Below are 12217 nucleotides of genomic sequence, written 5' to 3' on the forward strand. Positions count from 1 at the left end.
CCCGCAACACCCCCATATTCCCTTTCATGACCCAAAGGACATCACGCATGCCCACCATTTCACGCCGCGTTCGCACCGGCTCCGCGCTCGTCGCGCTCTCCGCACTCGCACTCGCCGGCCTCACCGCTTGCAGCGCCGTCGTCAGCGATGAAGACGCCGCGAAAGCCGACTCGGGCGAGATCACGAAGGGCGAATCGCCCTTCGACCTGACGAGCAAGAACGCCGACGAGCGACTGCACATCGACCCCGTGCCCGAGGCCGTCGAGGCGCTCAAGAAGAGCGGATTCACGCCGATCCAAGACGGCAAGCTCACCGTCGCCCACTCGGCGTACGAGGCCCCGCTCGGCTTCCTCGCCGAGGACGACAACACGACCCTGCTCGGCATCGAGCCCGACATCGCGAACCTCGTCGCCGACGGTCTCGGCCTCGAATACGCCCCCGAGAATGTCGCCTGGGCCGACTGGCCGCTCGGCGTCGAGTCGGGCAAGTACGACGCCGTCGTCTCGAACGTCACGGTGACCGAAGAGCGTAAAGACATCTTCGACTTCGCGACGCACCGCCAGGATGTGCTCGCGTTCTCCGTGAAGGCCGACAGTGACATTACGTCGATCAAGGAAGCCAAAGACGTCTCCGGTCTCAAGGTCGTCGTCGGCAGCGGCACGAACCAGGAGAAGATTCTGCTCGACTGGTTCGCCGAGAACGAGAAGGCCGGCCTGCCCGCGGGCGAACCGATCTACTACGACGACAACGCCGCAGCGCAGCTCGCGCTCGTCTCGGGCCGCGTCGACGCGATCTTCGGGCCGAACCCGACCGCATCGTACGTCGCAGCCGTGAGCGGCGAGTCCAAGGTCGTCGGCACGCTCAACGGCGGCTTCCCCGAGAACGCCGAAATCGGTGTCACCACGGCGAAGGGCAACGGCCTCATCGAGCCCGTGCAGATCGTGCTCAACTCCATCATCGAAGACGGCACCTACGCCAAGGCGCTCGATCGCTGGAACCTCGCCGACGAAGCCGTCGAGGAATCGCGCGTCAACCCGCCCGGCCTGCCCCGTCCGTAGCGGTCACGTGCTGGGGCGCCGATTCGCGCGCCCCAGCACCCCGCCCCGCACCACTCGCACGACCGTGCACGCGCAGCGACGCACGGCCAGGTGATCCCGCATCACCGCACCACAGACTCTGGAGAACACCGTGACCACCCTCACCACCGCCCGAATCGCCCGCCGGGGCGCGACGCTCGTCGGCCTGCTCGCCGCCGCGACCCTCGCGCTCACCGCCTGCTCCGCAGTGGTCACCGAAGACGATGCCGCCGCGAAGTCAACAGGCGAGACCGCGGTGAAAACCGAGGCGCCGTTCGACCTCACGACCGCGAACCTCGACACCCGGCCGCACATCGACGCGGTGCCCGAGGCCGTCGCCGCGCTCAAGGCGAGCGGGTTCGAACCCGTGCAGCCCGGCAAGCTCACCGTCGCCATCAACGGCGCCGGCACCCCGCCGACCACGTTCTTCGCCGAAGACGACGCGCAGACCATTCTGGGCAGCGACGCAGACTTCGCCTCGCTCATCGCCGAGGGTCTCGGCCTCGAGTACACGCCCGAGAACGTGGCCTGGGCCGACTGGCCGCTCGGTATCGAGTCGGGCAAGTACGACCTCGCCCTCACCAACATCGGCGTGACCGAAGAGCGCAAGGAGCTCTTCGACTTCGCCACCTACCGCGACGCCGTCATGGCGTTCACGGTCGCTGATGACTCCGACATCACGTCGATCGACAAGCCCGCCGATGTCTCCGGGCTGAAGGTGATCGTGGGCAGCGGCACCAACCAGGAGGCGTACCTGCTCGATTGGTTCGACCAGAACGAGAAAGCGGGCATCGACCCGGGCGAGCCCGTCTACTACGACGACATCGCCGCCGGGCAGCTTGCGCTCTCGTCGGGTCGCGCCGACGCGAACATCGAGCCGTACGCACTCGCTGCGTTCCAGCAGGCGACGCTCGGCGACACCCGCATCGTCGGCAAGTTCAACAGCGCCTACCCGGTCAACGGCCAGGTCGGGGCGGTCACCGCGAAGGGCAGCGGGCTCATCGAACCCGTGCAGCTCGTCTTCGCGGCACTCATTGCCGACGGCACCTACGACGAGGTGCTCAAACGCTGGGGCCAGCAAGAAGAGGCGGTCGCCGAATCGCTCATCAACCCGCCGGGCCTTCCGAAGCCGTGACGCAGTTCTCGCACGCACCCGCGGCGCCGGTCACCATCGCATGGGTGGGGGCCGGCCCCGGCGCGATCATGCTGCTCGAACGCGTGATCGCGAACCACGCCCGTGACACTCCGGGCGCACCGGTGTCGGTGCACCTCATTGACCCGCACCGACCCGGCGGCGGGCGCATCTGGCGCCGTGAGCAGTCGCCGCTGCTCAAACTCAACTCGATGCTCGAAGACGTCGCCTTCTTCACCGACGCCTCGTGCACCATTGACGGCCCCATCGCCCCCGGCCCGTCGCTCGCCGAGTGGGTGCGGGCCGTGCGCGCGGGCGACATCGCCCGACCCGAGTGGATCGACGCGGCCCTCGAGCACGAGATCGCCGAGATCGGCGACCGCGATTTTCCGACGCGACGCCTCAACAACGCCTACCTGAGCTGGGCGTACGACGAGACGCTGCGGCGAGCCGACCCGGCATTTTCGGTGACCTGGCATCAGGACACGGCGGTGGCGATCGGTGCCGGTACTGGTGCTGATGCTGCTGATGATCCTGCGCAGGATGGCTCTGCCGGGCATGGCTCTGCCGCGCATGGCCCCACCGCGCATCGCCCCGCCGCGCATCGTGTGCACCTTGCTTCGGGGCAGACGATCGACGCCGACCTCGTCGTCTACACCCTCGGGCACAACGGCACCGACCCCTCGGCCGACGCACTGCGTCTTGAAGCCTTCGCCGCACGTCATGGCCTCGACTACGTCGCGCCGGCGTTCACCGCTGAACTCGACCTCGACTTCATCGAGCCCGGCACCGAGGTGATCGTGCGCGGTCTCGGACTCGCCGCCATCGATCTCGCCGTGATGCTCACGGGTGGGCGAGGCGGCGAATTCGCCACGCGGGCCGATGGCTCACTCGCCTACACCCCCAGTGGGCGCGAACCCGTGCTGCACTTCGGATCGCGCCGCGGTGTGCCCTACCGTTCGAAGATCACGAGTCGCATGGTCGGTGATCCCGTTGCGCTGCAGTACCTCGGAGCCGAGTTCCATGCGCAGCTCGCCGAGCGCACCGAACCGCTCGACTTCGAGCGCGACGCGTGGCCGTTGATCGCTGCCGAACTCGTCACCGGCTACTACCGCGAACTCTTTACCGGGCACCCCGAGCTCGTCGTCGGCACCTGGGATGCGTTCGCTCCCGCGCTTCGGGCAGCGCTCGCGGAAGAACGCGGCTGGGATTCGCCGCGGCTCACCGCCCTCATCGCCGAGCACGTGCCCGACGCAGACCATCGATTCGACCTCGAAGCGTTCGACCGACCGCTCGCGTTCGCGCCTGAGGTTGGGGATGGTGCTGGTGCTGACACTGGTGCTAGTGCTAGTGCTAGTGCTAGTGCTAGTGCTAGTGCTGGTGCTGACACCGGTGCGGGTCTCGAGGCAGATGCTGACGCCGGCGCCGCAGCGGTGCAGCGCCGCGTGATCGAGCACATCGCCACCGATCTGCGGCACCGCACGAGCCAAGATCACAGCGCGACCCAGGCGCTGTTCATGACGTGCCTCTTCGCGTATATTTCGCTCGCCGAGGTGGCGCCCGAGCGCTGGAACGCGCGCAGCCGCACCAGCCTGCTGCCGCGCCGCTGGCACACCTACTTCAGCTACCTTGCGAGCGGCCCGCCCGGGCATCGACTTGAGGAGCTCGTCGCCCTCGCCGAAGCCGGTGTGGTGCGCTTTCTTGGCGGCGATGTTGAGCTCGACGCAGATGACACACGGGGCGTATTCACCGCGCGCGGCAGCGTCGTGCTCGCCGGCGATGGAGATGCCGGGGCCGGGGCTGGCGTCCGTGGTGATGCGGGTGCTCGCGCTGAGGCTGATGCGGCCGCTGCCACTCCGGTGACCGCGAGCGCCACCGTCACGACGCGCACGCTGATCGATGCGTGGCTGCCCGAGGCGCGGGCCTCGCGGAGCGACAACGCGCTGTTGCGCCAACTCGTCGCGACCGGACGTGCGGCGGAGCTTTCGGTGACCGACGCCGAGGGGACCTCGTCGACGGGGCAGATCGGCGTCGCGCCGGGCGGGCGTATCCCGGGGAGCGACACCGAATTCGCGCTCGGTCCGTTCGTCGCCGCACCGAGCGGCGGCGCGTTCACGCGACCGGGCCTCGATTCGCTGCCGTTCCGCATGCACGACCGTGTGGCGCGGGCGATCGTCGACACCCTTGCCGGTGCTCCTGCCGCTGCCACCGCGAGTCGCGACATCGAAGCCGAGCTGCACGACATCGCGGTGGCTTGAGTCTGCTGGGGACCGGGTGCTCCCGGTGTGCTGACGCTCCTGCAGGAGAAATTCGTTCACGCCGGTGAAACCGCACAGGGTGTTCCGCATGAGCGAATTTCTCCGGTGCGACGGAACACGCAGGTGGAACCTGTTGCCGGGCTGCCCGGCGGAACCGGGCTGCCTGGCGGAGCCGGGTGACCGGGCGGCCGGATTGCCGAGTCGCAGGGCGCCCGCGCGGTCGCGCTGATCTACGCGCCGCTGAGAGCGACCCCGGGTCGCAGTTCGCCGGCTTCGATGCGCACGTCGAGACGGTTCTCGGTCGGCGGGAACGGGCAGGTCGCCGCGTCGGAGTAGGCGCACGGCGGGTTCGTCGCGCGATTGAAGTCGATGCGCACGGTGTCGGCGTCGATCACCTGCGCGCCGACGAAGCGCACCGCGGGGTACGTCAGATCGCCCCCGGTCGCATCGGCGAACAACGCGCGCAGATTGCCGGCCTCGGGTGATCCGAAGAGCGTCAGTGCGACGGGTCGCCCGTCGATCTCGAACTCGGCCGACCCCGCGGAATCATAGTGCTGGGTTCGCCCCTCGCCCGCGGCACTGCCGACCTCGACGATGTGCGGCTCGGCGGGGGCGAAGCGGGCGGTGACGGCCCAACGTTCATCTGCTGGGAAGGTGTTCGTGCCGGCGTAGTCGATGCGATCCTGCGCGGCCGGATCGCGCGGCCGCACCACGAGCGCCCCGCTGCGCGCGGCGACCTCGATCTGAATCTCGCCCCACACGACCGTGGTCGACTCGATGCCGGTGAGCGGCCCGATGCGCACTTCGCCAGAGAGCGATTCGCCGTCACGGCTCACACCGTCGGATTCGGTGAGCACCGCGGTGGCGACTCCGTCGACGTCGGCGCTCCAGGTTCCGGGCAAACCAGGCAACACAGTCGGCGTCGCGGTGAGCCAGTGCAGTGCAGTGACGCTCAGCGGGCCGTACGGTGCGACGCGTGCTGCCTCGACCTGCGCGTGCCAGGCGGCGTGCGCGTCGGCGAACGAGGTGCTGCGGATGGGTTCGGTCATGAGGCTCCCTCGAAGCGGTCGGCGCGTGCACTGCGAACCATGCAGTCGATGCGTGGTCACCAGCCCATCACAGGCCGCCGACATTCGGTCGAGTGTGACCGCAGATTGCACTGACTGCGGAGACGTCGAGCGCCCGCCCACTGCACGCACCCGACCCGCGGAGAGTGTTTGAGAGAGTGCCCTCAATAAAATTTCTTCGGCAGTGTGTCACGTTTTGGGCCTCGCAGCACAGGAAGAGGTGACGACAGATGCAGGAGGACGAGATGCACATATCCGAGACGGAGTTCGACGCGCGGCTTTCTGCGCAAGCGCGCCCGACCCCGGAGATCGATCGAGGGCTCGTGCTCGCGCTGATGAACCAAGCAGGAACGCGTGCTCGTGGAAGACGCCGACGCTGGCTGGCGCTGGGCGCCGGCGTTGCACTCGCGGGCTGCGGCCTTGCAATCCCGGCGACGGCGATTGCGACGCACATGTTCCGCGCACAGACCGGCGTGTTCAACGTGGAAGCAGACGGCTCGGCGCCCACTGCGGCGCAGTCGAACGAGCGCGCTGAAGTGTTTGATCCGGGAACGGAGGGCGCGCCCGGCGCCGAGTGGATCGACATGGCCTCGCCCGACCTCGAATCGTACATGCGGTCAGTGGCCCCCACCGAGTTGCCGTTGCCGCCCGGGATGACCTGGGGCGAAGCAATGGACGGCTTCTTGGCCGGCTTCTCGCAGAGCGAGTACCTTGCCTCGAACGATCTGGGCGGCGGCGGGGGCATTCGCGCCGAAAGCGTGGTGATCGACATCATGCTCGAGAACCATGCCCGAAAGCTGTGGCTGACGGAGTGGTTCGACGCGTATGGTGCGCACGATCGAGCGCGCATGCTGGGGGCGGGAGACGCCCTCACCGCGTCTGTGGATTGGCCGGCCGAGGTGGCGAGCTCCGGTGGCGCGTATGCCGAGCAGATGCGCGTGTGGATGCGGGTGATCGGCGCCGGCGACTTCGATGCGGCGCAGGCCTACGCAGAGACGATGGAGTGGTCGGAGCTCTGGGACGGCCAGGAGCGCGGAGACCTCGTCGGTGATCTGTACGCAGGCACGGTCGCTGTGCCCGGTGAAGGCGGTGCCGCATGACCCGCGCATCGCGAGCGGCCGACTCCGCCGCGCGCCTCGACGACGCCAAGCGGGCGCTCGCGGGCATGTTCCCCGAGCTCGTCGGGTACTTCTCTCGCAGACTCGGCAACCTCGAGGACGCCGCAGACGCCGCGTCGATGACCGTCGTCGAACTGCTTGCGCGGCCGCGTCGATTGCCCCTCGAGCTTTCCGCACTTCGTCAGTACGCGTATGGCACGGCCCGCCACGTGCTCGCGCGGGTGCGCAAGGGCAGGCTTCGGGATCTGCATCTCGCCGATCAGATGAAGCTCCAATTGCGCGTGCAGGATCAGTCGATCCACATCCCCGAAGATCGGGGACTCGCAGATGCGCTCGGTCGGCTGAGCTTCGCGGATCAGGAGCTGCTGCTCATGGTCGCGTGGGAGGGATTCGGGATCGCCGAAGCCGGTGCGATTCTCGGGCTTCGGCCCGAGGCGGCCCGCAAGCGCTACTCGCGTATTCGGCTCAGGCTGCGGAGCGAGCTCGGGGCTGCCGAAGAGGTTGGTGGGGTCCGCTCGCCATCGTGATCGCGCCGTGTACTCGCCCGCAGCGGGGGTTACGCGGCCGAGTGCACGGTCATACGGTATCCATCAGGATCGACGAAGGTGAACTGCGTCCCGAACTTGCCGTCGGTGGGGGCCTCGGCGATCTCGACGCCGGCGGTTGCCAGTCGATCGTGCAGGCCGAGGGTGTCGTCGGAATGGAACCACAGTGCGATGCCGACTCCGGGCTGCCCCGACTCGAGGTCGGTGCCGGGCAAGAGGTCGCGCACCGCGAACGTGAGGCCACCGGTCGTGAAGAGCGAGACGACGGGGTTCGGAGCGGGCAGTGCGGTGAGGCCGACGAGGCGTTCGTAGAAGTCGGCGGATGCGGCGCGGTCGCGCACCTGGAGCGAGAGGAAGTCGAGCGCGGGTGCCTGGGTCATGAGGGCTCCTTCGGAATGAAGTTGTATGTGTGTCAATATCCTGACACTGATTTGCAATCTGTGTCAAACTGTTGACATGGATGGAATGGCGCCTGCCGATCAACTCGGCCTGCTGGTGAAAGAAGCTCAGGCCGTGCTCCACCTCCGCATGACCGAAGCTTTGCGACCTCTCGGCCTGAGCGTGCCGCAGTACGCCTGCCTGAACGCGTTGCACGAGCAACCCGGGCTCACGAGTTCGGAGCTGGCGCGTCGGGCGTTCGTCTCGCGGCAGTCGATGAACGTGCTGCTGCAGGGACTTGAGCAACACGGGCTTGTCGAGCGTTCGACCGAGCCCGGACCGCGGCGCGAGCGCGCAGCGATGCCGACGGAGGCGTCGGGGCAGCTGCTGATCCGAGCGCATCGGGTCGTCGGCGAGGTCACGCGGGTGATGACGGGCGGGCTCTCGAGTGATGACGTGATGCAGGCGTTGGCGATCCTGCGCCTTTGCCGCGATGCCCTGCTCGATTCCGGCTCCGAGATCGCATCTGGCACGGTGTCGGGCACCGACTGATCGGCGCGCGAACCGCCCAATGTCGGCGGTTCGGTGCAGAATACCGACATGGCTCTCGATCACCCCGGCACGCTGCGCGGTGCCCTCGTCACCCTTGAACCGCTTGCACTCGATCACCTGGAGGGGCTCGCCGCTGCCTCCGCTGACGGTGAGATGTGGAAGGTCTGGTACACGTCGATTCCGGCGCCTGACGAGATGGAAGCGGAGATTCGGCGACGCCTCGGCCTGCAAGAGGCCGGGTCGATGCTGCCGTTCACCGCTCGGCGCAACGACACCGGTGCCATCATCGGCATGACGACGTTCATGAACATCGACGCGGTCACCCCGCGCGTCGAGATCGGTTCCACGTGGAACGCCTTGAGTGCGCAGGCGACGGGCACGAACCCCGAGTCCAAGCTGATGCTGTTGCAGCACGCGTTCGAGGTCTGGGGCTGCTCAGCGGTCGAGTTCCGCACCGATCACAACAACCATCAGTCGCGCGCAGCGATCGCGCGGCTCGGCGCGAAGCAAGACGGCATTCTTCGCGCGCACCTGCGGCCCCCGGCGGGGTACGTGCGCGACACTGTCGTGTTCTCGATCACGCAGCCCGAGTGGGCCGGTGTGAAGCTCGGGCTCGAGTACCGCATCGCGCGCCACCGCGCGCGCTGAGTCATCGGGGATCGGTGGCCAGGAGCGCGCGGCTGAGGGGGGTCGTCCGCGCGTGACTCAGGGGGCCTCTGGGCCCAGCGCGACAGTGATGAGGCCCCGGATCGCCGCGTCATCCAGGGGTGAGCGACTGAGGGCGCGCAGCAGCAGTGCCCCGACGAGCGCCTCGGCGATCTCGTCGATCGGTGCACCAGGCGTGAGGTTCGGTTCGGTGCCACTCGCGGCATGCAGCCTCGTCGACAGCGCACCCGACCCCGCGATCGCATCGCGCAGCCGGCGCCCCACATCGGCGTTGTCCGTTGCAGCTGCGATGAGCGAACGGGCGAGCCCCTCGCCCTGCGGGCTGAGCAGCACCTCACCAATGGCTTCGAGCCACGTGCTGAGGTCGGCGCGCACATCGCCGGTGTTCGGCAGATCGAGTCGCTCGCGCAAGATCATGCCCTCGAGCAGCGCCTCCGCGATGATCGCGCTCTTTGACCGCCACCAGCGGTAGATGGTCTGCTTGCCCACGCCAGCGCGCGCCGCGATGCCCTCGATGGCGAGATGGTCGTACCCGCGTTCGGCGAGCAGTTCGACGGCCGCCGTCAGGATCGCCTGTCGCGCAGCCTCGCTGCGTACCGGGCCGGAGCGCGTGGAAGCGGTCACGGTGACTCCTTTCAGGGCGGTGCGAGGCGGTTCAGTTCGGCGCCGTGCGCCGGCTCGTGAGATGTTCGAGCGCGTCGTTTCGATTCGCCCAGTAAAGACGAGACGGTCCGTGTTATCTTACCCATGCTGGTCGAAGACGATGGCGACCGGTATCTCGGTCGTCCCGTGAGCTGAGGGAGATTGCATGGCCGAGTTGCTGCACCGCTTGGGAACGTTCGCCGCGCGGCGCGCCTGGACCGTGATCATCGCCTGGGCCGTAATCGTGGGGATCGCGGTCGGTGGTTTCCTCGTCGGATTCAAGGGACTGAGTTCCAGCTTCGACGTGCCCGGCACGGCGTCGGGCAAGGTGCTCGAAGAGCTGGAAGATTCGTTGCCCGACTTCAGCGGTGCGTCAGGAACCGTCGTGTTCCACTCCACTGACGGCAAGTCCTTCACCGACGAGCAGCGCGCAGAGATCACGAAGCTCGCGGCGGGCGCGAAAGATCTGCCCGACGTCGCCGATGTGATCGATCCCTTCGAAGCCCAGCAGCAGCTCGCAGACCAGCAGCAGCAACTTGTCGACGGGCAGCAGCAGCTCGACGACGGTCGCGCGCAGGCCGAGGCCGGCCAGCAACAACTCGAAGCCGCTCGCCAGCAGATCGCCGACGGCCAGGCGCAGCTCGACGCCGCGAACGCGCAGCTCGCCGCGATCGAGATGCCCGACGAAGCACGAGCCCCGCAGCTCGCCGCACTCGAAGCCCAGCAGCAGCAGCTCGATGCCGGCAACGCCGAACTCGACGCGCAGCAGCAGCAGGTCGATGCCGGCGTCGCCGAGCTCGACGCGAACCAGGTGAAGCTCGACCAGGGCGCGAAACTCGCCTCGTTCGCCGAGAACATCCGCCTCGTCTCGAGCGACGACACGACCGCGCTCGTCAACATTTCGTTCACGGAGCCCCGCCTCGATCTCTCCCAGGAGTCGAAGGATGCGGTGATTGAGCACTTCGAGGGCACCGCAATCGACGGCGTCGACGTGGCGCTGTCGACCGACATTTCGCAGGGCGTTCCCGAAATTCTCGGGGTCGGCGAAGCGATCGGCGTGCTGCTCGCGGCGATCGTGCTGATCGTCGTGCTCGGCTCGATCCTCGCCGCCGCATTCCCGATCGTCACCGCGCTCGTCGGCGTCGGCGTCGGGGCGATGGCCACACTGTCGTTCTCGGGGCTCGTGCAGATGGCCTCGGTCACGCCGATCTTGGGCGTCATGCTCGGGCTTGCGGTCGGCATCGACTACTCGCTGTTCATTCTCTATCGTCACCGTCGCCAGCTGCTGCAGGGCGCCGGCGTCGAAGAATCGATCGGGCTCGCGAACGGTACCGCAGGCAACGCGGTCGTCTTCGCCGGCACGACCGTGATCGTGGCGCTGCTCGCGCTGAACATCACCGGCATCCCGTTCCTCGGACTCATGGGCACCGCGGGGGCCGTGAGCGTCGCGGTCGCCGTGCTCATCGCGGTATCGCTGACCCCGGCACTGCTCGGGATCGCCGGCACCCGCGTGCTCAGCCGTCGAGCGCGCGCTCGCGCCGCCGAGGCGGCCGCGCAGGAGCCGGGAACGGCACCCGATCCGATGCGCTCGGTGAAGCCGATGAGCAACGTTCGGGCGATCCTGACCGCCGTCGTCTCGGTCATCGTGCTGCTCGTCATCGCGATCCCCTCGATGTCGATGCGCCTGGGGCTGCCCGACGGTGGCTCCGAAGCCGCCGGATCGACCGCGTACCGCGCCTACACCCTGACGAACGACGCGTTCGGCGAGGGGGCCAATGGGCCGCTGCTCATCACCGCCGACCTGCCCGACGGGCTCGACGACGACGGGGTGCTCGACGCTCAGGTCGACGTCGCCAGCCTGCTCGCGGAGCAGAGCGACGTGGTCGCCGTCGCGCCGGTCGCGGTCTCCGACGACCACCGGTTGGCAGCGTTCCAGGTCGTGCCCGCCGAGGGGCCGAACAGCGAATCGACCGAGGCCCTGGTGCGCGACCTGCGCGCGCTGCCCGCGATCAGCTCCGACGGCGGCGACATCACGCTCGGCGTCGCCGGCCAGGCTGCGATCAACATCGACATCTCCGAGGGCCTGCAGAACGTATTGCCGCAGTACCTCGCCGTCGTGGTCGGGCTCTCGTTCCTCATCATGGTGATGGTGTTCCGGTCGCTGCTCGTGCCGCTGCTCGCCACCGGTGGATTCGTGCTGTCGCTGTTCGCGACCTACGGGGCCGTCACCGCGGTGTTCCAGTGGGGCTGGCTCGGCGGTCTGCTCGGCGTGCACAACCCCGGGCCGATCCTGAGCTTCCTGCCGGTGATCCTCGTCGGCATTCTGTTCGGGCTTGCGATGGATTACCAGCTGTTCCTCGCCACCGGCATGCGCGAGGCGTATGCGCACGGTGCGCCGGCGCGGCTTGCGGTCGCGCAGGGCTTCCGGGCGGGGCGCACCGTGGTGATCGCGGCCGCCATCATCATGGTCGCCGTGTTCGGCGGCTTCATCGCCTCGGAGTCCGTGATGATCAAATCGATGGGTCTCGGGCTCGCGCTCGGCGTGCTGTTCGACGCGTTCATCGTGCGCATGCTGCTCGTGCCGGCGCTCATGCACCTCGTCGGGCGAGGCGCCTGGTGGCTGCCGAAGTGGCTCGACCGCATCATTCCGAACGTCGACGTGGAGGGCGCGGCACTCGAACGCCGCCACCCTGTGCACCACGGGTGAGCGGCGGGGCGGCGGAGCTCCGCCGCTCTGCTGCTCTGCTGCTCTGCTGCTCTGCTGCTCTGCTGCTCTGCTGCTC

11 protein-coding genes are annotated in these 12217 nt (G+C 68.2%); 8 read left to right on the top strand and 3 right to left on the bottom strand.

From position 1 onward, the window contains the following. Positions 1–47 precede the first annotated feature (47 nt). The 3 genes from AMS67_RS00350 to AMS67_RS00360 all read left to right on the top strand — a co-directional run bounded on the left by AMS67_RS00350 (position 48) and on the right by AMS67_RS00360 (position 4466). Positions 48–1058, top strand: coding sequence for an ABC transporter substrate-binding protein (locus AMS67_RS00350; protein ID WP_053385593.1), 1011 nt, complete (start codon positions 48–50; stop codon positions 1056–1058). A 130-nt stretch (positions 1059–1188) separates the two neighbouring features. Further along, a complete protein-coding gene (locus tag AMS67_RS00355) occupies positions 1189–2211 on the top strand; it encodes an ABC transporter substrate-binding protein (RefSeq protein WP_241487947.1) in 1023 nt (340 codons plus the stop codon). Continuing rightward, the gene (locus AMS67_RS00360) at positions 2208–4466 is read left to right on the top strand and encodes an FAD/NAD(P)-binding protein (protein ID WP_053385595.1); all 2259 of its coding nucleotides are present in this window, start codon (positions 2208–2210) and stop codon (positions 4464–4466) included. Before AMS67_RS00355 ends, AMS67_RS00360 begins: the two co-directional genes overlap by 4 nt. A gap of 230 nt (positions 4467–4696) precedes the next feature. Here AMS67_RS00360 and AMS67_RS00365 read toward each other — a convergent pair whose 3' ends face one another. Beyond that, complete coding sequence (locus AMS67_RS00365) at positions 4697–5515, bottom strand: DUF1684 domain-containing protein (protein WP_053385596.1); 819 nt, start codon at positions 5513–5515, stop codon at positions 4697–4699. A gap of 263 nt (positions 5516–5778) precedes the next feature. On the opposite strand from AMS67_RS00365, the gene AMS67_RS00370 reads away from it, so the two are divergent. After that, complete coding sequence (locus AMS67_RS00370) at positions 5779–6633, top strand: hypothetical protein (RefSeq protein WP_156316470.1); 855 nt, start codon at positions 5779–5781, stop codon at positions 6631–6633. After that, a complete protein-coding gene (locus tag AMS67_RS00375; protein WP_053385598.1) occupies positions 6630–7178 on the top strand; it encodes an RNA polymerase sigma factor in 549 nt (182 codons plus the stop codon). Before AMS67_RS00370 ends, AMS67_RS00375 begins: the two co-directional genes overlap by 4 nt. Before the next feature lie 29 nt (positions 7179–7207). Here the strand turns inward: AMS67_RS00375 and AMS67_RS00380 are convergent, their stop codons facing one another. Continuing rightward, on the bottom strand, positions 7208–7576 hold the full coding sequence (locus tag AMS67_RS00380) for a VOC family protein (protein WP_053385599.1): 369 nt from the start codon (positions 7574–7576) through the stop codon (positions 7208–7210). 76 nt (positions 7577–7652) lie between these two features. On the opposite strand from AMS67_RS00380, the gene AMS67_RS00385 reads away from it, so the two are divergent. Together AMS67_RS00385 and AMS67_RS00390 are read left to right on the top strand one after the other, a co-directional pair. Continuing rightward, a complete protein-coding gene (locus tag AMS67_RS00385) occupies positions 7653–8126 on the top strand; it encodes a MarR family winged helix-turn-helix transcriptional regulator (protein WP_075201151.1) in 474 nt (157 codons plus the stop codon). A 48-nt stretch (positions 8127–8174) separates the two neighbouring features. After that, positions 8175–8774, top strand: a complete 600-nt coding sequence (locus tag AMS67_RS00390; protein WP_053385601.1) for a GNAT family N-acetyltransferase — start codon at positions 8175–8177, stop codon at positions 8772–8774. 57 nt (positions 8775–8831) lie between these two features. Here AMS67_RS00390 and AMS67_RS00395 read toward each other — a convergent pair whose 3' ends face one another. Then, positions 8832–9416, bottom strand: a complete 585-nt coding sequence (locus tag AMS67_RS00395) for a TetR/AcrR family transcriptional regulator (RefSeq protein ID WP_053385602.1) — start codon at positions 9414–9416, stop codon at positions 8832–8834. A gap of 184 nt (positions 9417–9600) precedes the next feature. Here AMS67_RS00395 and AMS67_RS00400 point away from each other — a divergent pair, with 184 nt between their 5' ends. Beyond that, positions 9601–12141 (top strand): MMPL family transporter, encoded by a 2541-nt coding sequence (locus AMS67_RS00400; protein WP_053385603.1) that lies wholly within the window; start codon positions 9601–9603, stop codon positions 12139–12141. Positions 12142–12217 lie beyond the last annotated feature (76 nt).

The sequence above is a fragment of the Leucobacter japonicus genome, from assembly GCF_001273855.1.
GTDB classification, from domain to species: domain Bacteria; phylum Actinomycetota; class Actinomycetes; order Actinomycetales; family Microbacteriaceae; genus Leucobacter; species Leucobacter japonicus.

Coding starts and splice junctions, on each gene's coding strand:
- AMS67_RS00350 (WP_053385593.1), top strand. CDS start 48: ATGCCCACCATTTCACGCCGCGTTCGCACCGGCTCCGCGCTCGTCGCG.
- AMS67_RS00365 (WP_053385596.1), bottom strand. CDS start 5,515: ATGACCGAACCCATCCGCAGCACCTCGTTCGCCGACGCGCACGCCGCC.
- AMS67_RS00370 (WP_156316470.1), top strand. CDS start 5,779: ATGCACATATCCGAGACGGAGTTCGACGCGCGGCTTTCTGCGCAAGCG.
- AMS67_RS00375 (WP_053385598.1), top strand. CDS start 6,630: ATGACCCGCGCATCGCGAGCGGCCGACTCCGCCGCGCGCCTCGACGAC.
- AMS67_RS00380 (WP_053385599.1), bottom strand. CDS start 7,576: ATGACCCAGGCACCCGCGCTCGACTTCCTCTCGCTCCAGGTGCGCGAC.
- AMS67_RS00385 (WP_075201151.1), top strand. CDS start 7,653: ATGGATGGAATGGCGCCTGCCGATCAACTCGGCCTGCTGGTGAAAGAA.
- AMS67_RS00390 (WP_053385601.1), top strand. CDS start 8,175: ATGGCTCTCGATCACCCCGGCACGCTGCGCGGTGCCCTCGTCACCCTT.
- AMS67_RS00400 (WP_053385603.1), top strand. CDS start 9,601: ATGGCCGAGTTGCTGCACCGCTTGGGAACGTTCGCCGCGCGGCGCGCC.